Raw genomic sequence first — 24,762 nt, 5'->3', positions numbered from 1 at the left:
CCCCGGCCGCCGTCCCCCGACAGCCGGGATGGCGGAGCCGCGGACTCACACCGGCTGCGGGACCCGCCCCCGGCCACGCCGCCCCCGGCCGGACGGCGTGGGCTCGGGCCGGCCCTCGTCCGGCACCGGCCCCAACTCGTCGTCCGGCTCGTCGTCGTCCGGCTCGTCGTCGTTCGCCCCGGGCGAGATGGACAACTCGTCGTCGTCGGGCTCCGCCGGGCCGTCGGCGTCGCCGCCCAGGGCGCGGCCAGCGCCGTGCGGGGAGTCCTCGTCGAGCGGGTCGGCCGCGGCGAACGGGTCGGTACGAGACGCGCCGAAGTCGGGCAGCTCGAAGTCGTCGTCGAGCGGGCGGTCGTCGGGCAGGACGGGCGTCTGCCCGGCCGGCACCGGCTCGGTGGGCTCGCCGTGCACCCGGCTCTCCGCCTCCGCGTCCTCCGTGGTGCTGGTGGTCATGCTCGGGCGGTTGCGCAGGAAGCGGGCCCGGCCCCGGGACAGGTCGTGGCCGACGGCGACGGCCTCCAGCTCGTAGAGGGTGCGGTGGTTGCCGGCATCGTCGGTCCAGTCGCGGGTGTAGAGCCGGCCGCAGACCACCACCGGGTCGCCGACCATCACCGAGGCGGCCACCCCCTCGGCGAGCTTGCGCCAACAGTTGACGCGGACGCGGAGCGAGTTGCCGTCGACCCAGCGGCCGCTGTCGCGGTCGAGGCGGCGGGCGGTGGAGGCGACCTTGAAGTTGGCCACCAGGGTGTTGCTCTGGGTGGTACGCCGCCACTCGGGCGTCGTCAGCACATTGCCGACAATTGTCACGTAGGTGTCGAACATCGTCCCTCCAGGGGATCGGGGGCCTGCCAGCGCGAGTCGACTCGACACCGAGCCTCGACGCTGCGGACGGCCCTCGCCAGCGCCTCACCCCAGCCTGTGGAAAACGACGCCACCTGTGGACAACGCCCTGATCAGGCCCGGATGTGGTACGGCCGACCCGCCCGGACGGGCGACAGCGGTTTCCGGGCCCGACCGAACTGGGTATGGACTTGATCAAGCACCACCGACAGCTCCACGTCGACGAGAGGTCAGCGCCATGATGATCACCACCATCGACTCCGCAACCGCTTCCGAGGTGCGGCGATGAGCGCCGTGGCGAACCCGGCCACCGTGGCCGAATGCCTGCGGGTGGGCACCGGGTTCTCGCAGGGCGACCGCACCTGGATCGCCGAGCAGTTCGCCACCCTCGACGCCCGGCTGGCCGGCTTCCACGCCGACGCCACCGAGCTGGAGGTGTCGGTGAAGGACCGCGAGGCGCGGGGGCAGAAGGTCACCCTGGAGTGCTGGATCGCCGGCCGGCAGAAGATCGTCACCACCTCCGCCGAGGAGGACCTGCACGCGGCGCTCAACGACGTCCGCGACGACCTGCGCCGGCGGCTCAACGACGCCAAGACCCGCCAGGAGCCCCGGCACAACAAGCACCTGCGCGACGTCAGCCAGCCGCAGGAGCAGGTCGACCCGGAGGCCGACGCGCTGCCCGCCGCCGACCCGAGCCGCGCCGACGCCGAAACCGTCTGACGCGTACTCCCGCACAGCCCCGGCCGGCGCGCACAGCCGGTCGGGGCGGGCCGGTTTCGGGGCTACCGCCGGGTAGCTTGGCGGCGTAGCGTCGCGAACGTGGAACCGGACGTGTTGGGGCCGCCGTACGAGCGGCAGACGATCGACCTGGGCACCGACGACGAGGGCGCGGTCGTCGCGACCCTGGTCCGGCGGCGGGCCGAGCGCCCCACCGGGCGAGCCGTGCTCTACGTGCACGGCTTCGTCGACTACTTCTTCCAGACCCACCTGGCCGACTTCTTCGCCGAGCGGGGCTGGGATTTCTACGCCCTCGACCTGCGCAAGTACGGTCGCAGCCTGCTCCCGCACCAGACCCCGAACTTCTGCCGGGACATCAGCGACTACTTCCCCGAGCTGGACGCCGCCGCCGAGATCATCCGCGCGGACGACGGGCACGACACCCTGCTGGCCATGGGCCACTCCACCGGCGGCCTGATCCTCTCGCTCTGGGCGGACGCCCGCCGCGACACCGGCACCGTCGACGGCCTGGTGCTCAACAGCCCGTTCTTCGACCTGAACGCCCCCTGGGCGGTGCGCCGACCCCTCGCGGCCGCCGTCTCCCGGCTGGGCCGTCGGGCGCCGCACCGCATCGTGCCGTTCGGGCTGGGCACGGTGTACGGCGAGAGCCTGCACGCCGACCACCGGGGCGAGTGGACCTACGACCTGGCGTGGAAGCCGCTGGCCGGGTTCCCCGTCCGGGCCGGCTGGCTGAACGCGATCCGCACCGGCCAGCGCCGGCTGCGCGCCGGGCTGGACATCCAGGTGCCGGTGCTGCTGGCCTGCTCGACCCGCTCGTTCCGAGGCACCAAGTGGAACGACAACGCCACCCTGGCCGACGCCGTGCTGGACGTGGAGCACATGGTCCGGTATGCGCCGCGCCTCGGCCGGCACGTCACCCTGGCCCGCTTCGACGGCGGGCTGCACGACCTCACGCTCTCCGGCCCCGCCGTACGCCGAAAGGTCTTCGACGAGGTCGGCCGCTGGGCGGAGGCGTTCCTCGCCGCCGGCCCCACTGCCCCGTCCGACCCGACCCCAGCCGACCTCGACCCAGCCGCCGCGGACCCGACCGACGAGGCCCGACCGCCGGGGAGTCGGCGGCCGGCGGCCGAGTCGGCAGGTGCACCGACCACCGCTGGCTGAGCCGACGGGACCAAGGCAGCACCGCCCGCCGTCGCGGTGTCCAGCTCAGTCGTCGCCGGGTGTCGCCGGAAGCACGGCGCTGATCCGGTCGAAGGTCGCCACCGGGTGACCGCCGACGCCGGGCAACACCAGGCCCAGGCAGTACAGCGACACGTCCCCGGCGGCATCCGCCTGCACGACGAAGACCGGCGCCCCGACGTACCCCGGTGGCAGCTCGGTGGTGATCCGCACGGTGTCCCCGTCGCGGACCACCCGCTCGATGGCCACTTCCAGCGGCCGCGACCCGTCCTCGCGTACCCCATGGGCCAGCACGAAAGCGGAACCGGCGTCGGCGCCGAGCCGGGCGATCACCTCGGGCCCGGCGGCGATCCCGGCGGGCACCGGCTGCACCCGCCACCGCCAGCCGCCATCGCCGGCGTACCGGTGCAGGCCGCCGGTGGGCAACACCGCGACACCGTCGCCCGGAAAACGGGCCCAACCGGGCCTGATCTCCGCCTCCGCGACGGCCTCCGGTGCGACGCCGGCCGGCTCGGTGACGCTGGCCCGCAGGCCCAACTCGCCACCGGGGCCGCCAACCAGGTCGGCCGCCGTCAGCAGCGACTCCCCCACCGGGTCGTCGGTGCCCTGGAAGAAGAACGCGGTGCCGAAGCGCTGGTCGGTGGCGTCCGACGAGCGGTACGGCAGGATGGCGCGGCCGACGATCTGGCACAGCTCGTAGGCGACGTCGTTCTCGGCGTCGGAGTCCAGCAGCACCAGCCGAGGGTACGGGCCCGCGCAGGGTCGGTCCGTGGGAACCCGGATGCCGGTCAGCCGGTCTCCGTGAGACCCTGCTCGGCAACGTGGACGCGGGCACCCTTTTCCCCGCCGACCGGCGGGTCGGCGGTACCCTCTGGGCGCGACACCCACGCCGCGCGCCCGTAGCTCAGCGGATAGAGCAGGGGACTTCTAATCCCAAGGCCGCAGGTTCGAATCCTGCCGGGCGCACCTATATCTGCCAGGAAAAACGCCGTTAGCCGCTGATCTTCAGCCCTACCGGCCGCACGAAGATCGACCGTCGGGCCACCGCGTCACCCTTGGCGTTCAGCTCGTACACGTCGAGCCAACACCACCCGTCATAGGTGGTCCAGTCGAGCACCCGGATCACTCGGCACATGATCGGCTTGATGAACTGAACGCTGGCCGCGCGGGTCACATGCACCAGGTCGCCGACCTTCGGTCCCTGCGGGCTCATCGCCAGTCCCAAAGATGCCGGAACCTGCGCCATGCTCTGATCCGATTGCGCGCGGCCTCCGTCATCGGGCAGGAGCTGGTGTCCGTGCACTTCCAGCACCGGGAATGGCGGTGGTAGTCCAGGCAGGACCAAGCCAACTGCACCAGGAACGGCACTTCTCGACGCCGCTCGATCACAGCGGCCTCGCCGCACGGGATGACCGCCACTCGGTGGCGCGGGTCATCAACGGGCCGGTACGCGACCTGATCTGCGTCGGCTCGTTCCAGCTTGGGGAGGGGTGCGGGGCGGCGGGTTCATCAGCGGGCCAGTTCTCGCGGCTGATCGGCATCCGGTGCCGGCCTCGGCAGGTTAGCTCCCCGCCGCAGCGGCACACCCTGCGCCAGCGCGCCCAACTCCAGACGGGCCGGTGCCAGCGGGCCAGCGTCAGAGCCGCAGCTAGCAGGTACTCGTCATATCGGATCCGGTTCATCGGCACTCCCGGCGGTCAGGCCACGGTGAACCGTCAGGGCGGCGGGACCCACGCCGCCCTGACGGGGCCGACCTTCGTTTGCCGAACCAAGGGCAGCCACAGAGCAAGTCACGTCACTATCTGACGTAGGTAAAGCCACGGCGCGTGATCCTCTTGCATCACTTGCTGACGATGGTTGGGCATGGTCAGATGGCAGGGCCGAACCAAGGGAACTGAAGCCATGCCCTCTGCGCCTGCCGAATATCGACGTATTGCCGACGAACTGACCACGAAGATCAAGAGCGGGGAGCTCACGCCGGGGACGAAGCTGCCCAGCACGAGCGAGCTTGCCGACCAGTTCGGCGTCAGCGTGGCCACCGCGTACCGCGCCGTCTCGCTCCTGCACGACCGGGATCTGGTCGTGGGCCAGCCGGGACGAGGTGTCTACGTGGCCGGCAAGGAGTAGCCGGACAGCAGTCGGGGGCCGCCCGCCACCCGGCAGAGGGCTCCGATATCTCCCGTTCGCGGTCAGCCAGTCTGGACACCACTACTGTCGGGTTTGGTCTCGATCTCGCCGCTCCCATCGCCCAGCCTTTCGGAGAGCAGCGGCTCAGATACGTAAGGACAAGGGACTCGGGGCCTGCGCCCGATGGCAGATTGATCGCCACCTCCGTAGATATCGTTGGGGGCGCTCAGTGCACCTGGCCTCATGTGAGATGACATTCAGCCGGCCAGGACGGGCGCTAACAGGTCCAGCAGGGCGTCATGATGGCGTCCGGTGCTGAGCAGGGCACTTCCGTCTCCGGCAAGTAGCGGGCCACCATGAAGGTCGGTCGCCCTTCCGCCAGCTTCTTCAAGAATCAGCGGTAGCGGTGCGAGGTCCTCGTATCCCATTTCAGAACCCGCGATCACCAACGCGTCTACCAGCCCAGTGAGCAAACCGCCGATGCCGCCCAGGTGACCGGTGATGCGCGTATGGCGGTGCAGCGTGAGTAGCACATCAGCGGGCCAGCCAGCCGGATTGACCAGCTCCACCCGGGCGGCGGCCAGGTCAGGGTTGTCCCGCAGCACCGGTACGAGATCCCTGCCATCAGTGCGGACATGGCACCCGCAGCCACGGCCTGCGTAGATCAGTTGGCGGGCCACTGGCTGGTTGATCACGGCAAGGGCCGGACCGTGCTCGTCCTCAAGCGCAAGGTTGCTACCGAAGATGGGGATGCGATGGGCGAAGTACTTGGTGCCATCGATCGGATCGATGACCCACCGCCGGCCGGAGGCGCCTGCCGTCGCACCGGTCTCCTCGCCGTAGATCTCGTCAGCCGGAAACTTTGCCGACAGCTCGCCACGGATCAGCGTCTCGACGGCGAGATCAGCATCTGTGACCTCGGTACCGTCCGCCTTGATCGCCAGCGCGAAATCAGCCGCGAAAAACCTCTCGGCGGCGAGTGTGCCGGCGCGCTCTGAGAGCCCGATCGCGAATTCCAACGTCGTCCGATCGAGCCGGGGCGCATTCACCCGTCCAGACTAGCCACGGCGCTCGTGCAGCTTGATCAAGCAACACCTGACTGGGCCGCCTTAGGCCATCCACGGGCCAGTAACCGTGGCATCGAGCGGTCACGAGCGGGCAGCGGATGCAACCACCAATCCCAAGGCCGCAGGTTTGAATCCTGCCGGGCGCATCCCTGAATGCCGGCGGTAACGACCGGTGGGCGGCCCCGATGTCTGCGGAAGCGCCTACCTCGGCCAAGACGCTGGCGACTGCCCGACGAGGAGATCCGCTCGGCACTGGCCCCGGCGCTCTCCCAATCCGCGGGGTGCGCATGGTCGCTCCGCCCCGTAGTGCCAGACACTTCCCCAGAAACAGCCGACCTTTCCTGGCTGCGAAAGACGTTGACGGAGATCATCTTGCCGACTAGCTTGACCACGCTGTGACATTCAGAGAATTCGGGGGCTTGGATGGGTACACGCAAGCGTTCGACTCGCCGTGGGCTCGTTGCGATGACCGCGTCGCTGCTGCTGGTCGCCATGGGTTCGACGCTGCTGGCGCCGCCCGCGTCCGCGGCCGTCACGGGCTCGGTCAAGACGAAGGCTCCCCTCCAGCCGACGATCAGCTTCCCGAACGGGGACAGCGTGGTCGAGGGCGGCCAGCTCGCCATCAGGTTCGACGCGAACGGTGACACCTCGGTGACCAGCTACCGGTACAGCGTTGGTGACACCAACCTGGGCGGCACGGTCCGGTCGGGGCGTGATGGTGCGGCCACGGTGACGATCGACGCCGGCAACGTGAGCGGTGAGCGTCCGGTGTACGTGGTGGCGGTCGACCGCCGGGGCCGGCTCAGTCCCCTGACGCAGGCATCCTTCACGGTGTCCGTCATGTGGAGCCTCAGGGGTCAGGCGATCGACACGACCACCTGGCTGCCGTTGGCGGGGGCGACGATCCGGCTGGAGCCGGTCGGGATCGAGGCTGTCACAGGCCCTGACGGCGGCTTCCAGTTCGCCGTCGACCCGGGCCTCTACACGCTCACCGGCACGTACGCAGGACCGCCCAGCCTCTCGGGCAGCAGCCAGCAGTTGGAGGTTGACGGTCAGGGACTGTGGTTCGACCTGTACCTCTTCCCAGAGGCGGCGAACTGACGACGACCTTTCGCGATCAGATCGACCAACTGATGGCCCTGGCGCTCGGCGCCGGGGCCATCGTCGTGCTGACTCCGGCAGACGGGGACTTGCGGCGTCTCGGAGCAGTCAACGGCACCGGCGATGGCCGGGTCGCCTCGGACAAGACCGGGGATTCGAACCCTGCGGGGCGTACCTTCCTACCCAGGTCAGCAGCTTGCGCTCAGACACCGGCCTTCCGCTCAACCTCCCGCACGAAATCCCGCTTGTCCCTGGTGTACCGGCCGGGATCTGCGGCATGCCGGTCTGCGAGGTCACGTTTCAGCCGGAGGTACGCGGCGGCCTCTGCCGGGTGCGCGCGGAGGTGGTCGCGGAAGGCGACGAGGCGACGCCAGTAGTGACTGCGGTGCTCGGTGACGTGCAGGTGATGCGTGCGGAGAGCGGTGCGGTCGTCGGGCCCTTTGCGGAAGACCCGGCGGCTGGCGTCGTCCGCCTCGGACTCCGGTGTGTAGGTGTAGCCGATCCCGCGCAGGAGATCCGCCACGGTTGGGAAGTCGTCGAAGTCGCGGACCGCGGCGAGGATGTCGATCACCGGCTTCGCCGCCAGGCCAGGCACCGACGTACTCCCGATGTGCTCCACCGCGACGACAGCGCCCCGCAGTGTGCGGGTCAGCAGTTCGGCTTCCTCGGCGTAGCGCACCGGCCAGCTGGGGTCGTACGCCTGGATGTGCACCCGCGCGGCCCGGTACCAGGGCGCGTTGCCCGCCTGCCCGTCCATGTGCCCGGTCCTACCGAGCGGGTGCGGCAAGAGCATCGCCGGGCCAGCCGATCTCGTCGAGAAACTCCTCCATGGCGACCACGACCCGGCTGAGCACCGCGATCGACTCCGTCAACGGACCCGGTACGTACATGCCGTGGTCCGCTGCGGGCACCTCCAGCACGTGAGGTGACAGCCGGCGGGCGGCATCGCCGTCCCACAGCTTGTCGGCCGTGCCACCGACGAGGAGGAACGGCGCGGTCGCCCGACTCAGGGCCTCGACGACCCACGGCAGGGTGAGCACGGGCGTGAGCCACACCGCGGGCAGGGATCTCTCGGCGGCGATGGCAGCGGCGTTCGTGCCGAGCGACTTGGCGATCAGCAGTGGTCGACCGCCGACGGCCTCGATCAGCGGGGCGGTCTGACCGAGCACCCAGCTTTCGATCTCCGGCGCGTCCGGCCGTGCCGGTTCCTCGGACCAGGAGTGTCGGTGCACCGCCGCACCGCGCTGTTCGGCGACATCGCCGGCATACATCAGGAGAGGCGCACCAGGTCCGAACCTACGCCCGGGAATCACGACTGCGTCCGTCACCCCGCCGACGTTACCCAGAACGGCGCTGACGCATGGCCCTGGAGCGACCCGTCGATCCGCCGTTGCAGGGGTGATCGACTCCGTATCGCCGATATTGGGGTGTCCCGGGACGGGGATACCGCGATATCGCCGATGTTGAGTCGATCACCGCTGCTGGTCACCTGAGTTGCTCTTGAGCGCCTGGGCGGACCGCCACGCCACCGCACGGTTGATCCGGTCCGGGTAGCGCTCGATGATCGCGTCGTACAACTCCTCGGCGCTCTCCGTACGCTCCGCGGCGGCCGCCACCTCCCGCAGGTAGTCGCGGGTCTCCTCGACGGTGTGCGGGTCGTCGTCGGCGCCGTCCCGCTTGTGACCGGCGATCACCACGCAGGCCCGCAACGAGTTGACGAGCGTCAGGGCGTCGAGCCAGCTCTCGATGCCGCCGTCTCCCGCCTCGGCGAGGTGCAGGTGGACGTCGTTGTAGACCACGTCGCCGGCCACGACGAGACCGCGCGACGGCACGTGCAGCACGCTCGTGCCGCTGGTGTCGGTGCGGCCGGTCTCGACCGCCATCAACTGCTCGCCCTCAAGGTCGATGGTGTTGTCGTCCAGCGGCTCGGCGACGGGTGGACGCTCGGCGATCTGCTCGGGGAAACCCTTGCGCCAGAAACCGTCGAGCCACCGCTCCCCCGCCTGCTCGTGCATCTTCTCCACGACGCTCACGGGCGCCACCAGCCGCGCCCGGGGGAAACGCTCCAACACGGCGGCCGCGCCGAAGAAGTGGTCGCCGTGGGCGTGCGTGATGTAGATCGTCGTGAGGTTCCTGCCTTTCGCCTCGACCCAGTCGGCCAGGGCCCGGCCCTCGTCGAGGGTCAGCAACGCGTCGACCAGGACCGCGTCCCGGTCTCCGTAGATCAGCGTGGAGGTGGTGGGCGACCACATCTCGCGGCTCTCGCCGGGCGGCAGGTCCGTCGACACGACCGGCTTGGCCGGGGCCACATAGGTTGACCAGGCCAACGATCCCACGGCTGCTCCTCGTCCCACCGGCGCGCTCCCCAGGACCAGTGCAGCAGACCAGCACGCCGCTCCGGGGCAGGATCGTGAAAGTCCGGGCTCAGCCGCGTCGCAGCAGCTCGGCCAGCGTGGCGTCGCCCTGCCCGAGCTGCGACCCGCCGCCCGGCGGCACGACCAGGAAGCGCCGGCAGCCGTCCAGTTCCACGTACCGGTCGGGTCCGCCGGCGCCGTCGAGCGGGCGCAGCACCGCGAAACGGGACGCCGGAGTCGCGCACGCCGCCGCAGGTCGGGTGGCGGCCAGCGCGCGGAGCACCGCCGTCTGCCGCTCCGGCGGCAGCGGCCCGCCGTACGCGAAGTCACCCGCCGGCTTGCCGCCGCCCCGCTCCGACGCGGGCACGTCGTAGACGCAGAGGCGCAGCGGTTCCGCTGCCGGCGCCGTCTCCGGCCCGGGCGGTCCGGGACGTCCCGTCGTGGTCTCCACCCACACCATGTCCGCCCACCGCTGCGCGCACCCGGCCGTCGCGGCCGCCGGGGATTCGACCTGCCCGACGGTACGGGTGTCCACCGTGGTCAGCCGCAGCCCGTCCAGGGCGGCGCGCACCTCCGCGCGGGGCTTGCCGCAGGCGTCCCTCGGCAGGTACGGGCGCAGCCAGCGACCCCGCTCGTCGAGCAGGGCCAGCCAGGGCGGGACGATCATGTCGGCAGTGCAGACGATCTCCCCCTCCGGCCGCCGGTCGGGCAGGCGCAGCGCGGCGACCAGCGCGGCGATCTCGTCGGCGCGCCGCTCGGTGGCCACCTGCTCCGTACCGCCACCGGCGCGTGGGCGAATCTCCCGGCCACAGAGCACAGCGGCGACCGGTGTGAACGCGGGGTCGATCCGCCCGATCGCCGGATCGTCCCCGGTCGGCGCCGGCGCGGACCCGCTCGGCACCGGCAGGACGATGCTGCCGCCGGCGCGGGGTGCCGCCTCGGCGCAGGAGATCCACTTCCCGACGATCGGGGCCGGGCCGGGATCGCGCCCCACACCCGGGCCGGCGTTACCGCCCGCGCAGCCGCCCAGCGCCACGCCGAGCAGCGCCACCGCCAGTACCTTTCCGCCCGAGCGCATCCGGCTCACCACCTCTCCGCCAGGTGATGGGACGGACGGGAACAGCGCCCGGTTCCGGAGCGGCCGGCGCGGGAGCGGGTGCCAGCTCACATCCACCACACGCCGGTCGGGACTGCCGCGCGACCGCCGGCATGATGGCCCGATGGCACATCTGGGACTGGTCGCGTTGCTGGTGCGGGAGTACGACGAGGCGATCGACTTCTACGTCGGCGGCCTCGGCTTCGAGCTGGTGGAGGACACCGCGCGCCCGGACGGCTCGCGCTGGGTGGTGGTGCGCCCGCCGGGTGCCCGGGAGACGGCGCTGCTGCTGGCCCGACCGAGCAACGCCGAGCAGCGGGCCCGAATCGGCGACCAGACCGGTGGCCGGGTCGGGCTGTTCCTGTACACCGAGGACTTCGCCCGTGACCACGCCCGGATGGTCGCGGCCGGGGTGCGGTTCCTGGAGGAGCCGCGGCACGAGGCGTACGGCTCGGTCGCGGTCTTCGCCGACCTCTACGGCAACCGATGGGACCTGCTGCAACCTCGCAGCACGGAGTGACACATCGGCGACACTCCGGGCACAATGGGTGATTGCTTGCCATCGGCCATGTTATTCTCCGATGTCGATCTACGCCGTGCGGACCCGGACCGGGTCGTTGTCGGAAGGACACCTCCCGATGCCGGCCGTTGCCACCCCCACCGCGCCGTCGCCCGCGCTGAACAATCCGGCCGGCGGCGCCTTCACCCTCATCTTCACCACGATGCCGGCGCTGCTGCGGCTCACCTGCGGGTTGGTCGGCGCGGTGGTGGCGCTGTCGGTGCGTACTCCGCCGGTCGAGCCGGCCCTGCTCCTGCCCGGCGTGGCCGCGTTGACCGGCTGGTCGCTCTGGTACGCCGTCCGCGCGCTGCGCCACGGCGTCACCCCGACCCTGGTCGCCGGTGACGTCGCGCTGACAGCGGTGGCGTGCCTGCTCATCCCCCGCCTGGTGGCGCCCGGGGTGCTGCCCGGCGAGGGCAGCTGGATCGCGGTGCTGGCCAGCACCACCGTGATCAACGCGCAGGCCACCGCCGCGGCGCGCTGGTCGGTCCCGGCCGGGCTGCTGGTCACCGTCGCGTACGCGGCGGGAGCGCACGCGGCGGGTAATCCTGCCGAGGCCCGGGCACACGCGGCGACCCTGCTGGTGCAGACCGCCTGCACGGCGATGATGACGGCGGTGATGCGCCGCCGGATCGGGCGGGCCGACCGGGCGTTCGCCGAGCACCAGCGGCTGACCCGGGACGCGTTGATCGCCCGGGCCGCCCGGGAGGCCGAACGGCGGCAGAACCGCGACCTGCACGACACCGTCCTCGGCACGCTGACCATGGTGGGGCTCGGCGCGGTGCCCGGGCCGTCGGCCGCGTTGCGCGAGCGGTGCGGGGCCGACCTGCGTACCCTCGTCGCGCTGACGGACATCGGCCCGGTGCCCGGCGACGGCCCGGTCCCCCTGGACGGGCGGCTGCGGACGGTGCCCGACCGGCTGCCCGAGCTGCCGGTGAACCTGGAGCTGGCCCCGTGCGCGGTCCCCGCCGGTGTGGCCGACGCGATCACCGAGAGCGCCTACGCGGCGCTGTCCAACGTGGTCCGGCACGCACCGGGCGCGCACGTCACGCTGCGGATGACCCGCGACGCGGTCGCCGTCGTGGTCGAGGTGGCCGACGACGGCCCCGGCTTCGACCCGGCCAGCGTCGCTCCGCACCGGTACGGACTACGCGAGTCGATCCGTGGCCGGATGGCGGCGATCGGCGGGCGGGCCGAGGTGCGCTCCGCCCCCGGCGCGGGCACCACGATCCGGCTGGAGTGGCCCGGTGTCGGCTGACCTCGGCGCCTCGACGGACCGCGCCGCGGCGCCCGGGGCGCCGGCCCGGGCCGTGGAGCCGTGGTCGGGCCGGGTCGGCGTGCCGGCGCCAAGGGGTCCGGCGCAGGCGGCGGCGCTCGCCGCGCCGGCGGCCGTGGCGCACGCCTCCGACCGGGGCGCCCGGATCGTCTCCGTCGCTATCGCGCTGGCCTGGCACGTCGCGATCGGCCTGCCCGCGGTGCTGGGCGCCCGCGCGGAGTTCACCGCGCCCGCGGTGGTGCTCGGCGGCTGGCTGCTGGTCGCCGGGGCCGGGCTGGTGGCCGGGGCACGGCTGCTGCATGGAGCGCCGCTGCCGCCCTGGCCGTTCGCCGGGTTGCTGCTCGTCGTCGACGCGGCGGTCTTCGCCGCAGTTGGTGAAGGCCACCTGTTCGCCGCCGCCAACTGGGTGTGGAGCACCCTCGGCTGGTTCTTCGTGCTGGCGATGTGGGGCCGGCGGGTCGCCGGGCTGGTCGCGCTGCTGACCGCGCACGCGCTGATCGCGCTGGTCGCCGTGCTCGGGCACGGCCACGACGCGGCCGACCTGGCCCGCTACGCGATGTACGTCTACGGCACCTTCTCGCTGCCGGTGGCGGTCTTCGTCGGCGGCGCGACGATCGTCGGCCTGGCCCGGGAACGGGCCGGCGCGGCGGCCGCCGTGCACGCGATGGCCGCGGAGCGGGACGCCGCCGAGCAGGGCCTTCGGGAACGCCGCGACCGGCTCGCCCTGGTCGGTGCGGCGGCCGGGCGGGTCCTCGGCGAACTGGCCGCCGGGCAGGCCGACCCGGACGACCCGGAGGTGCAGCGCCGGTGCGTGCTGGCCGCGGCCCGGCTGCGACGCCTGATCGCCGAGTCCGACGACGTGCCCGACCCGCTGCTGCACGAGCTGCGGGCCGCCGCGGACCTGGCCGAACGCAACGGGCTGCCGATCGATCTGGTCACCATCGGCAACCCGCCACCACTGCCGGTGGAGATCCGCCGCCGGCTGGCCGACCCACTCACCGGCATCCTCGCCGACGCGCGTGGCTGGGCCCGACTGACCGTCGTCTCCGGCCAGGACGAGGTCGTGATCAGCCTGGTCACACCCGACCGGGAGGGGCCGGAGGCGACCGGCCCACCACCCGGGGAGCACGACGACGGGCTGGTGCAGCACCTCTACGAACGGGACGGGGACATCAGATGGGCGCAGACCCGGTGGCGGCGATGAGCGGCGACCGGCCGGTTGGGGTCGCGATCGTCGACGACCACCCGGTGGTGGTCGAGGGCGTCCGGGCCTGGCTCGCCAGCGAGCCGAGGCTGACCGTGCTGTCCACCGGGGACGACCCGGACGAGGTGCTGCGGGCGGCGCCGGACGCCGACGTCGTCCTGCTCGACCTGCGGCTGCACGGCCGGATGGTGCTCGACAAGCTGGCCGAGCTGAGCGCCACCGGGCGGCGGGTGGTGGTCTACTCCGAACACACCGACCCGGAGACGATGCTGGCCGCGTTGGACGCCGGAGCGGTGGCGTTCCTGGCCAAGCACGAGGGCCGCGAGCACTGCGTGGCGACCGTGCTGGCCGCGGCGAGCGACCGCCCGTACGTGCCGCCCGCGCTGGCCGGGGCGATGGTGGGGGACCATCGGCCGGACCGGCCGATGCTGTCCGACAAGGAACGCGAGGCGCTGCTGCTCTGGTTCCAGTCGATGTCCAAGGCATCGGTGGCCCGCCGGATGCAGATCAGCGAGCACACCGTGAAGCAGTACGTCGACCGTGCGCGGATCAAGTACACCCGAGCGGGGCGGCCGGCCGCCACAAAGGCCGCGCTGCTCGCCCGGGCGATCGAGGACGGCCTCGTCCGCCCGGAGGAGATCGGCATCTACCGGTCACAGGCGACGCACGACCGGCCGACCCCCTAACGGGCGTCATGACACGGCCTCCCGGATCAGCCAGGCTCGACGCACACCACAGCTGACCGGGAGGTCGTGACGATGCACGCCGACGCGTCCCCCTTCTTCATCGGTCCCCACCGGTTCGACGCGCCGGACGACGATGCGGGGCCGATCCTGGACCGCCGCTACGCCCTGCGACCGGTGCCCGGCGAGAAGGTGCTCGGCCGGTACCGGTTGCTGGTCGCGGGTTACCTGCTCGGGCCGACCGAGGCGCGGCGCGGCTGGCGGCTGCCCGGGCCGGTGTCGGTGACCGTCACCGACCACCGGATCTGCTGGGTGGGCACCGGGGCGCAGCTGTCCCTGGTCGCCGACGAGACGCCCCCGCGCCGAACGGCGGGCCGGCCGGCCGGCCTGATGAGCGGGCAGATCCGCTGGCAGTGGCCGTCCCGGTTGCAGCTGCCGCCCGCCGGCCCGGACGGGCCGGAGCAGCTGCTGATCGTGTGCGACGCGCTGCGCACCATCCAACAGCCGGCGCTGGCCCTCGGCGGGCCGGCCGGGGAGGTCGCCGCGCTGGCCCGGCAGGTCCGCCGGGCGGTGGCCATGTTCCGGCTCACCCGCCCGCAGTTGGTCGACCTCTCCGCGCAGGAGCGCGACGTGCTGCTGCTGCGGGCCGGCCCCGCGCTGCTCGCCGGAGAAACCCGGGTCACGCTGCCCGGCTCGCTGCCGGTGGAGTTCCGGTCACGGGACGACTACTACCGATCGGGGCCGGAGCCGACCCGGTGGACCGGGCTCGCAGGCGGCGCAGCATCCGGGCGTCGGTGAAGCCGACGGTACGCGCGGCGGCCTCCACCGTCGCGCCGTGCCCGATCAGGTGCTCGGCGCGTTCCACCCGCAGCAGCTGCTGGTAGCCGAGCGGCGTGAGCCCGGTGGTCCCCCGGAACAGCCGGGTCAACGTCCGTTCGGCCACGCCCCCGGCAGCAGCCAGCTCGGCCAGCGGCAGCGGCTCGGCGTACCGGCTGTCGATCAGGTCCTGCACCCGGTGCACCGCGTCGGAGAGGTGCGAGCGGTGTCGCATCATCGCGCTGGCCTGCTGCTCGTGCCCGTTGCGGCGGGCGTAGACGACGAGCGTGCGGGCGATCCGGGCGGCGACCCCCGGGCCGTGCCGGGTGGCCACCAGGTGCAGTGCCACATCGATGCCGCTGGCGATGCCGGCGGAGGTGACCACCCGGTCGTCGACCACGTACAGCACGTCGCGAGCCACCCGCGCCGCCGGGTGCCGCCGGGCCAGGTCGTCCTGCACCTCGTGGTGGGTGGTGCAGCGCCGGCCGTCGAGCAGCCCGGCCCGGCCGAGGGCGTACGCGCCGGCGCAGACGCTGGCCACGGTGCCGCCGGCGGCATGATGATCGGCCAACCGCCGCAGGTCGACGGGCGACACCGGCCCCTGCGGCCCGTGCGCCGCCGGCCGCCAGCCCGGCACCAGCACCAGGTCGTCGGGGGTCAGCTCGGGCCACCGGGTGTCGGCGACCAGCGGTACGCCCTGCACGGTGGGCACCTGCTCCCGCTCGGCGACGTAGTGCAGCCGGTAGTCGTGGCCGAGGTCGGCGGCGCTGGAGAAGACCTGGGCCGGCCCGGCGAGGTCCAGCAGGTGCAGCTGCGGAACCAGGAGGAAGACGACCCGGGTCACCGTTCAGCCCCGCGCGCCGTCGCGGATCGCCCCGGTCAGCTCGTCCACCGTCGAGATGGTGGCGAAGCGGCCGGCCAGCGCGTACTCGGTGCGGGTGACGATCTCCTCGTTGGCGAGGGTGCGCGGGTCGGCGAGGATCTCCTCGACGGTGGCGGTCTCCGGCAGGTCCCGGTGCGGAATGGGGAAGGTCATCGTGGCGTCGGTGACGAAGGTCATCCGGTAGCCGAGGTCGGCGCCCACCCGGGTGGTGGTCTCGACGCACTGCTCGGTGCGGATGCCGCAGACGGTGAGGTCGTGCACGCCGGCCAGGGTGAGCAGCTGCTGGAGGTTGGTGGTGGTGAACGCGTTGTGCGCGGTCTTGACCAGCGTCGGCTCGCCCTCGGCCGGGGCCAGCCCGTCGATCAGCCGCACGTGCCCGAGGGCCGGGTCGAAGACCCCACCCGTGCCGGGCTCCGAGTGCAGGACCCAGACCACCAGGTCGCCGCGCTCACGGGCGGCGGCGACCAGCCGGTCGACCTGCCGGACCACTTCCGGGTTGGAGCCGTACGCCCAGATGGGACGCTGGCGGAAGGACTCCTGGACGTCGATCACGACGAGGGCTGCTCTGCTCATGGCTCCGATCCTGACCGCAGAACGGCTCCGACGGCAGACACCATCATGTCCGGATGCGGAACGATCCGGCCACCGCGGAGGTCGTCAGGCGCTGGGGGTGCGGTGCTCGGCGGCGGCGTCCAGGGCGGCGGCCTCCTCCGGTGTCGGCGCGCTGCCGCCCAGGTGCGTCGGCAGCCACCAGGTGTCGTCCGGGCCGGCCGGTGCGTCCGGGTAGTCCCGCTGGGCCCGGTCGACGAGCGCGCTGAGCCGGGTGGTCAGCTCGGCGGCCAGCACGTTCGGGTCCGGGAAATCCGCCGGGTTGATCGGCTCGCCGATCAGGATGGTGATCGGGGTGTGGCGGCGGGTGAGGGTGCGCGGGCGGCCCTTGGTCCAGAGCCGCTGGGTGCCCCACAACGCGACCGGCAGCACCGGCACCTTCGCCGAGCGGGCCATCCTCACGGTGCCGCTCTTGAGTTCCTTGACGGTGAACGACCGGCTGATCGTCGCCTCGGGGAAGACGCCGACGACCTCGCCGCGCTTGAGCGCGTCCACGGCGGCGCGGAACGAGGCCGCGCCGGCCTGCCGGTCCACCGGGATGTGCCGCATGCCGCGCATCAGCGGGCCGGAGATCTTGTGCGTGAAGACCGACTGCTTGGCCATGAAGCGGACCAGGCGACCCGACGCGTTCGCGCCCAGGCCGGCGAAGATGAAGTCGAGGTAGCTGACGTGGTTGCTGGCCAGCACCGCCCCGCCGCTGCGGGGTACGTGGTGGGCGCCCTCGATCGTGATCTTCAGGTCGAGGACCCGGAACATCGTCTTGGCGGCGGCGATAACGGGCGGGTACACGAGCTCCGGCATCCGCAGAATCTACCCTGCCCGACTGGGGGCCGCCTGGGTGGCGACCGGCCGCGGCGGCCGTGTTCGTTCTGCCCTCGGCGGATCCCCTTGGCCGCGCGCCGAACCGGGTCGCAGGATGGCGTCATGACGGAACGAGCGGTGCTGCTCTGGATCCATGGCGGTGGCTGGCGCGGGCGGGCGAGCGAGGACGGCGCGGCGCTGGCCGGGCACGGGCTGCGGGTGGTGCAGGCGCGCTACCGGCTGGCGCACGAGGCGCACTGGCCGGCCCAGTTGGCCGACATCCGCGAGGAGGCGCGTCGCGCCCGCCGCGACGGCCGGCCGCTGCTGGTGGGTGGCGACTCGTCCGGCGCCACGCTCGCCCTCCAGGCGGGGTTGCGCGGCATCGACCGGCCGGATGACGTGGCCGGGGTGCTGGCGTACTGGCCGGCCGTGGACCCGCTCGACCCCGAATGGGTACGGCTACGCGCCGGCGACGATCCCTGGGCCGACCTGCTCGGCCACCCGCCCGCGGCCGGCGACCCGGCCACCGTCGACGCCACGGTTGGCACCCACGTCGGCAACGGGGTGCCGGTGCTGCTGGTGCACGGCACGGCCGATCGTTCGGTCCCGGTGAGCCAGACCGTCCGGTTCACCGGTGCGCTGCTCGCCGCCGGGCACCCGGTGCACAGCTGGGTGACACATGGCGGCCACTCGCTCGAGCTGGACCGGCCGGACCTGCGGGCGGTGGCCGCGGCATTCCTGGACAGCGTGCTGCCGCCCGGCTGACCGCGCCGACCGGCCCGACGTGGGCCGGCCGGCGCGGTGGGTCAGTCGGAGAGGTCCTGGAGGTCGATCCGGCCCCGGGCGAACGCGTCCACCCGCCCCCAGCGACCCGGAATGTCCAGCACCTCGATGCGGCCCATTCCCTTCGGCAACTGCGGATCGACCGCCAGGTGCCCCTCGTGCGGCTCCAGGCCGAGCATGGTGCGCAGCAGCAGCAGCGGCGTACCGGTCGACCAGGCCTGCGGGCTGCACGCCGTCGGATACTCCACCGGGAACTTGGTCAGCTCGCGCGGGTAGCCGCCGAACGCCTCCGGCAACCGCCCGTCGAAGTACGTCGCCGCGTCCAGGATGCCGCTGGCGATCGTGGCGGACTCCTCCGCGAAGCCGTACCGGCGCAGGCCCCAGGCGATGAAGGAGTTGTCGAACGGCCAGATCGTGCCGTTGTGGTAACCGATCGGGTTGTACCGGGCCTCCCCCTCGGCCAGCGTCCGCACCCCCCACCCGGTGAAGAGCCGCGGCCCCACCAGGTGCTGCGCGACCTTCTCCGCCCGCTCGGGTTCGACGATGCCGCTCCACAGCAGGTGGCCGATGTTCGAGCTGAGGACGTCGCACTGGCGGCCGTTCGGGTCCAGGGCCAGGGCGTAGTACTCGCCGTCGGCCACCCACCAGTCCCGGTTGAACCGCTGCTTGAGCTCCGCCGCCTCCCGCTCCAACTGGTCGGCGAACTCCGGGTCACCCCAGAACTCCCGGGCCAGCCGCGCCGCGCGGACCTTCGCGTCGTACGCGTACCCCTGCACCTCGCAGGTGGCCCGGGGGAACGGTGGCAGCGTGCCGTCGGAGTAGGAGATGGAGTCCCAGGAGTCCTTCCAGCACTGGTTCTCCAGGCCGGTCTCGGTGTTGCGCCGCTCGTACCAGATGTAGCCGTTGCCGATCAGGTCGGCGTAGCTGTCGATCCATTTCAACGCCGCCCGGGACTCCTGCTCCAGCTCCTTGACCAGCGCGACGTCCCCGGTCCACCGCTCGTACTCGTCGAGCAGCACGACGAACAGCGGCGTCGCGTCCACGGAGCCGTAGTACGGCGAGTGTGGCTGCTCCTCGAAGGCGGCGGTCTCGCCGTAGCGCATCTCGTGCAGGATCCGCCCGGGGTCCTCGTCGCGGAAGTCGTCGAACCGGCTGCCCTGGAGGGCGGCCAGGATGCGCAGCGTGGTCTTCGACAGTTGCGGGGTGAACGGCAGCGTCTGGAGGCACGTGAGAATGCTGTCCCGGCCGAACATCGTCATGAACCAGGGAAGGCCGGCGGCCGGCAGGGTGGCGCCGCCGAGCGACAACGGCGAGAAGCGCAGCGCCGCCAGGTCGATCAGGCTGCGCTGGTAGGTGCTGGCCACCCGGCCGTGCTCACTGTTGACCGTGGGCGCGTCCGCGATCCACTGCTCCAGGTCGTGCTGGAGGGCCAACCGCTCGCCGCCGTGCATCCGCAGCCCGATCCGCAGGTCCCGGTCCCCGGGCCCGACCGCGTGCGTCTCGACCTCGATCGCGGTGTCCCACTGCTCGTTCGGTTCCAGGTGGACGGTGTACGCGAATCCCTTGCTGTCATAGCGGGCCGCCACGGACGAGGAGATGACCGTCTCCCGGCGGAAGTTGCCCCGGCGGTAGCCCAGGCGCAACCGGTCCGCCTCGACCTCGGAATAGATCTCACCCTTCTTGTTCAGGATCTCGTCCTTGACCTGGAACAGGTCGGCGAAGTCCGACGCCGCCTCCATCCGGATCTCCAGGTCCACCGGCTTCTCGTCGTGGTTGAGGATGGTGAGCTGCTCCCGAAAGCTGCCACCGACCGCACGTTCCCGGATGATCGACAACTTTGCGTCGATGTAGTGCGTGGCCATTCCCGGCACCAGGAAGAACCGCGACTCGAAGTACTGGAGGTCGTCGAAGGAGAGCGAGTTGAGCCGCTCGCCGTTAACGGTCAGCACCCAGGTGGACAGGAACCGGGTGTCGATGGAGAACAGCCCGGTCGGCTCGCTCGGTGTCGCCTCGATGTCGCCGGTGTCCTCGCAGACGACGAAGGTGTTGCCGTCCAGGATCCGGATCGTGTTGCTCTGTCCCATCAGTGCACCTCCCCGGCGAATCGGTGGCGCGGCCCGACGGAGTCCGGGGAACCGGGGAAGATCCGCTCTACCTGCACCACCAGCCGGGCGTCACCCACCACCGTCATGTCGCCCCGCAACAGGGCGGCCAGGCCGTGCTCGCGGCCCGTGGCGATGTCCTCGAAGAGCGCCGGGCTGGTCCCGATGACCGTGTCGGCCTCCCGGTCCTCCTGACTCACGTTCAGCCGGCCGTGGTCGATCCTCAGCAGCCAGTGCCGGGTCTGCGCCCCCTCGTGCAGGTCGATGCGCAGTGTCCCGGAGGTCTTCGCCAGCCGGGGTTCGTACCCCCGCCGGGTCAGCTCCTCGAAGAACCTCGTGGTCGCGTCCACCATCGGGTCCACTCCTCCCCCAGTTGCGCCGCCCGGAATCCCGCCACGCTCGCGTGGCACGCGTTGCACGTCCCCGCACGGGTCCCCGCCGGCGCTCCGGTCAACCTCGCCCGGATCGGGTGAGCGGGCGGGAGGTGTCGGACCGGGCGGGTAGCGTGCCGGACACGAGGGTGGGAGCGATGGGACGTCCGTGACGGAGGGGCACATGGCGGCGCAGGCGCCACAGGTCGACCGGCGGCAGGTCCTCGCCTACCGGGTGGCGGCCCAGCAACTCGACCGCTCCGGCGGCCCGCGGCCGGGTGATTTGGCCGTGCTGTCCCTGGGTGTGCAGGACACGCCGTACGGCGCGGCCCGACAGGCGCTGGCGGCACGCGGCACGACCGGGTCGGACGACCGGCTGGAGCTGGTGTGGTCGATGCGCGGCGCACCGCACCTGCACCGGCGTGCCGAGCTGCCGACCCTGGCCGCGGCGCTCTGGCCGCTCAGTGACGCCGACGCCACCCGCCGGATCCCCGGGCAGATCGGTGCGGGGGCGCGGCTCGGGCTGACGGCGTTCCGGGCCACCGCCGAGGCGTTCCAGGCGGTGGTCACCGCCGAGTTGGAGCGCGGCGTGGTCAGCCGCGCGGTCTCCGACCGGGTGCCCGCCGAGCTGACCTACGACTGCCGGGCGTGCCAGGCGCGGCACATCTCGGGTTCGGTGTTCCAGCAGGCCGGGCTCGCCGGCGGGGTGCGCCTCGTGGTCTCCGGCCGGGCCGCCCGGCTCGCCCCGCTGCCCGACCAGCCCGGCCCACCCGCCGCCGCGGCACACACCGCCGAGCTCGTCGCGACCTATCTGCGGCTGCTCGGCCCGGCCACCCCGGCCGACGCGGCCGGCTTTCTCGGCACCACCGCCACGGAGCTGCGCCAGGTCTGGCCGTCCGGCCTGGTCGAGGTGCGGGTCGACGGCCGGGCCGCCTGGCTGCCGGCCGACGCCCTCGACGCCTTGACCGGCGCGCCGGCGCCCCGCCTGGTGCGGCTGCTGCCACCCGGCGACCCGCTCCTCGCCGGCCGTGACCGTGACCTGCTGGTGCCGGTCCGGGAGCACCAACGGCAGCTGTGGCGGGCGATCGGCAATCCGGGCGCGCTGCTGGTGGACGGCGAGGTGGTCGGCACCTGGCGGGCGCGGCAGGCCGGAAAGGGGCGGTTGGAGCTGACCGTCCAGGCGTTCTCGGCGCTGTCCGCCCGGGTCCGGCGGGAGATCGACGCCGAGGCGGTGACGGTCGCCGCCGCTCGGGCCGCCACCGACGTGCGGGTCCGGGTCGAGCCGACCTGACCGCGTCTCGTGCACCGGCCGGCGCGACGCCGGCCCTCCCGCGAGGGGAGAGCCGGCGCGCCCGCGGCGGACGGTCAGTTGTTCGGGTCGTCGGCGCTGATGTCAGCCAGCACCGACTGCGGTTCACGCTCGACCGCGAGGTCGCCCATCGAGACGAGGCCGACCAGGCGCCCGTCGTCAATGACCGGCAGCCGGCGTACGGCGTAGGTGCGCATCAGGTCCGCGGCGGCGACCGCGTCGTCGTACTGGCTCACCGTGACCACATCACGGGTGGTGATCTGGTTCAGTCGGGTCGAGCCCGGGTCCATGTTCTCCGCGACACCCCGGACCGTGATGTCCCGGTCCGTGACGATGCCGACCACGCTGTCGCCGTCGGTCACCACCACGTCGCCGATCGCGCTGTCACGCATCTCCTGCGCGGCCGCGATGAGTGTGTCGTTGCCGTCCATCGTCACCAACCGGGTCGTCATGAACTCTCCGACCGTTGTCATGGTGCTCCCCTCTCGGTGTCGGCACGGCCCGTCTACCCGCCGCCCGGGGCGGGGTAACGCCGACGGCCGGCCCGGCAGCTGTCCCCGGCGGCCCCGCCGGCGCCGCACGGCGGGCGGTGCGATCCGGGTCCGCCGCCTACGGTGGGCGGATGACGACGGGCGAGTCCGAGCTGCGAGGGCTGGTGACCGGCAGCGGATGGATGATCCGGGCGCTGACCGTGGTACGCGACTCCGGCCTGCCCGACGCCTGGATCGGCGCGGGCGCCCTGCGCGACCTGGTCTGGGGTGAGCGGTACGGCGACGGGTTCGACCCGACGACGGTCCGGGACGTGGACGTGGTCTTCTTCGACCCGACGGAGCTGAGCCGGGAGGCCGACGACCGGGCGACCGCGCGACTGACGGCGGCCTGGTCGGAGCCGCCCTGGCAGGCGCGCAACCAGGCGGCGGTGCACACCTGGTACGCGGCGAAGTTCGGCGGCGACCCGATCACGCCGTACCGCAGCGTGGCCGAGGCGGTCGCCACCTGGCCGGAGTACGCCACCGCCGTGGCGGTACGGCTGGACCGGGCCGACCGGTTGGTGGTCTGCGCCCCGTACGGCCTGGCGGATCTCCTGGGCGGGGTCTGGCGGCACAATCCCGCCCGGGTGGACATCGCGCACTCCCGGCAGCGGCTGGCGCGGCATCGTCCAGCGCAGCGGTGGCCCGGGGTGACCGTCGTCGAGCCGGGCTGAACGCCGGCGGTCGACCCAGCGTCAGCCGCGGGGCGGCATGCCGTAGATGCGCTCAACGTGCAGGCGCAGCACAATTCGTTGCTCGTCGACCATGGCCCGGCGGTAGTCGTCCCAGTCCGGGTGTTCGCCGCCGACGGACCGGTAGAGCCCCACCAGCTCCTCGACGGTCGCGTCGCCCGATTCGGTGGCCGGCGGCGTCAGCTCGGCGCGGCCCTCGACCACCGCGTACGCCCAGCCGTCCTCGCTGCCGACGTGGAAGCTGGCACGCGGGTCCCGGCGCAGGTTGGCGGTCTTGGCCCGGCCGTCGGTGACGGACACCCGGATCAGGCCCGCGTCGCGGTCGAACGAGTAGAGCACAGTGGACAGCTGCGGCCGCCCGTCGCGTTTGATCGTGGCGAGCACGCCCATCGAGCGGCCGGCGATCAGGTCCGTCAACGCCTGCTGGGTCCGGTCATCCGGCACGGCATCCTCCAGGTGGCAGGTCGGCTTCGTTCATCCAAGCACGACCGGCCGACTCCCGCCTGGGCCCACACGGACTCCGGGCCCCCGCCGGCGGTCGGCGAGGGCCCGGGGGGACGGCGACGGTCAGCGGCGCTCGGCGGCGACCAGCTCGGCGATCTGCACGGCGTTGAGCGCGGCGCCCTTGCGCAGGTTGTCGTTGGAGCAGAACAGCGCCAGACCGTACTCGACGGTCTCGTCGGCGCGGATCCGTCCGACGTAGGTCGGGTCCTGCCCGGCCGCCTGCAACGGCGTCGGCACGGCGGTCAGCGCAACCCCCGGCGCGTCCGCGAGCAGCTCGTGGGCGCGCTGCGGGGTGAGCGGCCGGGCGAACCGGGCGTTGATCTGGAGCGAGTGACCCGTGAAGACCGGCACCCGGACGCAGGTGCCGGAGACCTTCAGGTCGGGGATCTCCAGGATCTTGCGGCTCTCGTTGCGCAGCTTCTGCTCCTCGTCGGTCTCGAACGAGCCGTCGTCGACGACCGAACCGGCCAGCGGGAGCACGTTGAAGGCGATCGGCTCGGCGAACGAGCGCGGCGCGGGGAACTCCACGGCCGACCCGTCGAAGGCGAGTCCCGAGGCGTGCTCGGCGACCTTGCGGACCTGCTCGTCCAGCTCGGCGACGCCGGCCAGCCCGGCACCGGAGACCGCCTGGTAGGTCGAGACGACCAGGCCGACCAGGTCCGCCTCGGCGTGCAGCGGACGCAGCACCGGCATGGCGGCCATCGTGGTGCAGTTGGGGTTGGCGATGATGCCCTTCGGGCGGTCGGCGACGGCCTGCGGGTTGACCTCGGCGACCACCAGCGGCACCAGCGGATCCATCCGGAACGCCGAGGAGTTGTCGATCACCACGGCGCCGGCCTCGGCGACCCGGGGGGCCAGTTCGAGCGAGGTGCCCTTGCCGGCCGAGAAGAGCACGACGTCCAGCCCCGAGTAGTCCGCGGTCGCGGCGTCCTCGACGGTCACCTCCCCGTCGCGCCACGGCAGCGTACGCCCGGCGGACCGCGCCGAGGCGAACAACCGCACCTGCTCCGCCGGGAACTCCCGCTCCGCCAGCACCCGCCGCATCACGCCACCGACCTGGCCGGTGGCCCCCACAATGCCGATCCTCATGCCCGCGAGGCTACCCAGCCCGCCCCCACAACCGGGAGCCCTTTCCCAC

The 24,762-nt window shown here is 72.6% G+C and carries 28 protein-coding genes and 1 tRNA gene; 13 read left to right on the top strand and 16 right to left on the bottom strand.

The features are described from left to right. Nucleotides 1-45: 45 nt before the first annotated feature. Nucleotides 46-822 carry a single-stranded DNA-binding protein gene (locus EAD89_RS15035; protein WP_121676127.1) on the bottom strand — a complete coding sequence of 259 codons (777 nt, stop codon included), beginning with the start codon at nucleotides 820-822 and terminating at the stop codon, nucleotides 46-48. A gap of 303 nt (nucleotides 823-1,125) precedes the next feature. On the opposite strand from EAD89_RS15035, the gene EAD89_RS15030 reads away from it, so the two are divergent. After that, nucleotides 1,126-1,560, top strand: coding sequence for an HPF/RaiA family ribosome-associated protein (locus EAD89_RS15030; RefSeq protein ID WP_121676126.1), 435 nt, complete (start codon nucleotides 1,126-1,128; stop codon nucleotides 1,558-1,560). Nucleotides 1,561-1,659: 99 nt separating this feature from the next. After that, a complete protein-coding gene (locus EAD89_RS15025; protein ID WP_121676125.1) occupies nucleotides 1,660-2,739 on the top strand; it encodes an alpha/beta hydrolase in 1,080 nt (359 codons plus the stop codon). 45 nt (nucleotides 2,740-2,784) lie between these two features. Here EAD89_RS15025 and EAD89_RS15020 read toward each other — a convergent pair whose 3' ends face one another. Further along, nucleotides 2,785-3,492 (bottom strand): hypothetical protein, encoded by a 708-nt coding sequence (locus EAD89_RS15020; protein ID WP_121676124.1) that lies wholly within the window; start codon nucleotides 3,490-3,492, stop codon nucleotides 2,785-2,787. Between the two features lie 158 nt (nucleotides 3,493-3,650). On the opposite strand from EAD89_RS15020, the gene EAD89_RS15015 reads away from it, so the two are divergent. Continuing rightward, a tRNA-Arg gene (locus EAD89_RS15015) sits at nucleotides 3,651-3,723 on the top strand. 25 nt (nucleotides 3,724-3,748) lie between these two features. Here the strand turns inward: EAD89_RS15015 and EAD89_RS15010 are convergent. After that, on the bottom strand, nucleotides 3,749-3,970 hold the full coding sequence (locus tag EAD89_RS15010; protein WP_121676123.1) for a hypothetical protein: 222 nt from the start codon (nucleotides 3,968-3,970) through the stop codon (nucleotides 3,749-3,751). Nucleotides 3,971-4,659: 689 nt separating this feature from the next. On the opposite strand from EAD89_RS15010, the gene EAD89_RS15000 reads away from it, so the two are divergent. Further along, nucleotides 4,660-4,884, top strand: coding sequence for a winged helix-turn-helix domain-containing protein (locus EAD89_RS15000; protein ID WP_117230943.1), 225 nt, complete (start codon nucleotides 4,660-4,662; stop codon nucleotides 4,882-4,884). Nucleotides 4,885-5,141: 257 nt separating this feature from the next. Here EAD89_RS15000 and EAD89_RS14995 read toward each other — a convergent pair whose 3' ends face one another. Beyond that, nucleotides 5,142-5,933, bottom strand: coding sequence for an inositol monophosphatase family protein (locus EAD89_RS14995; RefSeq protein WP_121676121.1), 792 nt, complete (start codon nucleotides 5,931-5,933; stop codon nucleotides 5,142-5,144). Between the two features lie 483 nt (nucleotides 5,934-6,416). Here EAD89_RS14995 and EAD89_RS14990 point away from each other — a divergent pair, with 483 nt between their 5' ends. Beyond that, nucleotides 6,417-7,052 (top strand): hypothetical protein, encoded by a 636-nt coding sequence (locus EAD89_RS14990; RefSeq protein ID WP_121676120.1) that lies wholly within the window; start codon nucleotides 6,417-6,419, stop codon nucleotides 7,050-7,052. A gap of 202 nt (nucleotides 7,053-7,254) precedes the next feature. Here EAD89_RS14990 and EAD89_RS14985 read toward each other — a convergent pair whose 3' ends face one another. The 4 genes from EAD89_RS14985 to EAD89_RS14970 all read right to left on the bottom strand — a co-directional run bounded on the left by EAD89_RS14985 (nucleotide 7,255) and on the right by EAD89_RS14970 (nucleotide 10,493). Then, nucleotides 7,255-7,809 (bottom strand): GrpB family protein, encoded by a 555-nt coding sequence (locus tag EAD89_RS14985; protein WP_158610737.1) that lies wholly within the window; start codon nucleotides 7,807-7,809, stop codon nucleotides 7,255-7,257. Nucleotides 7,810-7,819: 10 nt separating this feature from the next. Beyond that, nucleotides 7,820-8,323: an alpha/beta hydrolase gene (locus EAD89_RS14980; protein WP_121676118.1), complete on the bottom strand. Its 504-nt coding sequence runs from the start codon at nucleotides 8,321-8,323 to the stop codon at nucleotides 7,820-7,822. Nucleotides 8,324-8,524: 201 nt separating this feature from the next. Continuing rightward, nucleotides 8,525-9,388: an MBL fold metallo-hydrolase gene (locus EAD89_RS14975; RefSeq protein ID WP_199733511.1), complete on the bottom strand. Its 864-nt coding sequence runs from the start codon at nucleotides 9,386-9,388 to the stop codon at nucleotides 8,525-8,527. An 88-nt stretch (nucleotides 9,389-9,476) separates the two neighbouring features. Then, a complete protein-coding gene (locus EAD89_RS14970; protein ID WP_147458804.1) occupies nucleotides 9,477-10,493 on the bottom strand; it encodes a hypothetical protein in 1,017 nt (338 codons plus the stop codon). 133 nt (nucleotides 10,494-10,626) lie between these two features. Between EAD89_RS14970 and EAD89_RS14965 the strand changes: the two genes are divergently transcribed. The 5 genes from EAD89_RS14965 to EAD89_RS14945 all read left to right on the top strand — a co-directional run bounded on the left by EAD89_RS14965 (nucleotide 10,627) and on the right by EAD89_RS14945 (nucleotide 15,022). Further along, a complete protein-coding gene (locus tag EAD89_RS14965; RefSeq protein ID WP_121653676.1) occupies nucleotides 10,627-11,022 on the top strand; it encodes a VOC family protein in 396 nt (131 codons plus the stop codon). A 118-nt stretch (nucleotides 11,023-11,140) separates the two neighbouring features. Further along, a complete protein-coding gene (locus tag EAD89_RS14960; RefSeq protein WP_121676129.1) occupies nucleotides 11,141-12,319 on the top strand; it encodes a sensor histidine kinase in 1,179 nt (392 codons plus the stop codon). A 79-nt stretch (nucleotides 12,320-12,398) separates the two neighbouring features. Next, nucleotides 12,399-13,541 (top strand): hypothetical protein, encoded by a 1,143-nt coding sequence (locus tag EAD89_RS14955; RefSeq protein WP_233578695.1) that lies wholly within the window; start codon nucleotides 12,399-12,401, stop codon nucleotides 13,539-13,541. Further along, nucleotides 13,514-14,227, top strand: coding sequence for a response regulator transcription factor (locus EAD89_RS14950; RefSeq protein ID WP_121653677.1), 714 nt, complete (start codon nucleotides 13,514-13,516; stop codon nucleotides 14,225-14,227). The genes EAD89_RS14955 and EAD89_RS14950 overlap by 28 nt, the downstream gene beginning before the upstream one ends. A 72-nt stretch (nucleotides 14,228-14,299) precedes the next feature. After that, nucleotides 14,300-15,022 carry a hypothetical protein gene (locus tag EAD89_RS14945; protein ID WP_121653690.1) on the top strand — a complete coding sequence of 241 codons (723 nt, stop codon included), beginning with the start codon at nucleotides 14,300-14,302 and terminating at the stop codon, nucleotides 15,020-15,022. On the opposite strand, the gene EAD89_RS14940 is transcribed toward EAD89_RS14945, so the two are convergent. The 3 genes from EAD89_RS14940 to EAD89_RS14930 form a co-directional block, all read right to left on the bottom strand. Next, complete coding sequence (locus tag EAD89_RS14940; RefSeq protein ID WP_121676116.1) at nucleotides 14,904-15,884, bottom strand: GlxA family transcriptional regulator; 981 nt, start codon at nucleotides 15,882-15,884, stop codon at nucleotides 14,904-14,906. The genes EAD89_RS14945 and EAD89_RS14940 overlap by 119 nt on opposite strands. Nucleotides 15,885-15,887: 3 nt before the next feature. Next, complete coding sequence (locus EAD89_RS14935; protein ID WP_121676115.1) at nucleotides 15,888-16,496, bottom strand: isochorismatase family protein; 609 nt, start codon at nucleotides 16,494-16,496, stop codon at nucleotides 15,888-15,890. Nucleotides 16,497-16,580: 84 nt separating this feature from the next. Continuing rightward, nucleotides 16,581-17,333, bottom strand: coding sequence for a 1-acyl-sn-glycerol-3-phosphate acyltransferase (locus EAD89_RS14930; protein ID WP_121653680.1), 753 nt, complete (start codon nucleotides 17,331-17,333; stop codon nucleotides 16,581-16,583). Between the two features lie 123 nt (nucleotides 17,334-17,456). Between EAD89_RS14930 and EAD89_RS14925 the strand changes: the two genes are divergently transcribed. After that, nucleotides 17,457-18,098 (top strand): alpha/beta hydrolase, encoded by a 642-nt coding sequence (locus tag EAD89_RS14925; RefSeq protein WP_121676114.1) that lies wholly within the window; start codon nucleotides 17,457-17,459, stop codon nucleotides 18,096-18,098. 41 nt (nucleotides 18,099-18,139) lie between these two features. On the opposite strand, the gene EAD89_RS14920 is transcribed toward EAD89_RS14925, so the two are convergent. After that, nucleotides 18,140-20,200, bottom strand: coding sequence for a glycogen debranching N-terminal domain-containing protein (locus EAD89_RS14920; protein ID WP_121676113.1), 2,061 nt, complete (start codon nucleotides 20,198-20,200; stop codon nucleotides 18,140-18,142). Next, a complete protein-coding gene (locus EAD89_RS14915; protein WP_121653683.1) occupies nucleotides 20,200-20,571 on the bottom strand; it encodes an SCP2 sterol-binding domain-containing protein in 372 nt (123 codons plus the stop codon). The genes EAD89_RS14920 and EAD89_RS14915 overlap by 1 nt, the downstream gene beginning before the upstream one ends. A gap of 202 nt (nucleotides 20,572-20,773) precedes the next feature. Between EAD89_RS14915 and EAD89_RS14910 the strand changes: the two genes are divergently transcribed. Next, nucleotides 20,774-21,880 (top strand): crosslink repair DNA glycosylase YcaQ family protein, encoded by a 1,107-nt coding sequence (locus EAD89_RS14910; protein WP_121676112.1) that lies wholly within the window; start codon nucleotides 20,774-20,776, stop codon nucleotides 21,878-21,880. Between the two features lie 74 nt (nucleotides 21,881-21,954). Here EAD89_RS14910 and EAD89_RS14905 read toward each other — a convergent pair whose 3' ends face one another. Then, complete coding sequence (locus EAD89_RS14905) at nucleotides 21,955-22,371, bottom strand: CBS domain-containing protein (RefSeq protein WP_074313909.1); 417 nt, start codon at nucleotides 22,369-22,371, stop codon at nucleotides 21,955-21,957. Between the two features lie 149 nt (nucleotides 22,372-22,520). Between EAD89_RS14905 and EAD89_RS14900 the strand changes: the two genes are divergently transcribed. Then, entirely contained in the window at nucleotides 22,521-23,102 is a 582-nt protein-coding gene (locus EAD89_RS14900) for a nucleotidyltransferase family protein (protein ID WP_121653685.1), read from the top strand. A 21-nt stretch (nucleotides 23,103-23,123) separates the two neighbouring features. Here EAD89_RS14900 and EAD89_RS14895 read toward each other — a convergent pair whose 3' ends face one another. Together EAD89_RS14895 and EAD89_RS14890 are read right to left on the bottom strand one after the other, a co-directional pair. Further along, nucleotides 23,124-23,564: a PPOX class F420-dependent oxidoreductase gene (locus tag EAD89_RS14895; protein WP_121653686.1), complete on the bottom strand. Its 441-nt coding sequence runs from the start codon at nucleotides 23,562-23,564 to the stop codon at nucleotides 23,124-23,126. A 123-nt stretch (nucleotides 23,565-23,687) separates the two neighbouring features. Further along, a complete protein-coding gene (locus EAD89_RS14890) occupies nucleotides 23,688-24,713 on the bottom strand; it encodes an aspartate-semialdehyde dehydrogenase (RefSeq protein ID WP_121676111.1) in 1,026 nt (341 codons plus the stop codon). Nucleotides 24,714-24,762 lie beyond the last annotated feature (49 nt).

Origin of the sequence: Micromonospora sp. BL4 (genome assembly GCF_003667505.1) — a bacterium.
Classification (GTDB): Bacteria; Actinomycetota; Actinomycetes; order Mycobacteriales; family Micromonosporaceae; genus Micromonospora.
This window is presented reverse-complemented; position numbering and strand designations above follow the sequence as displayed.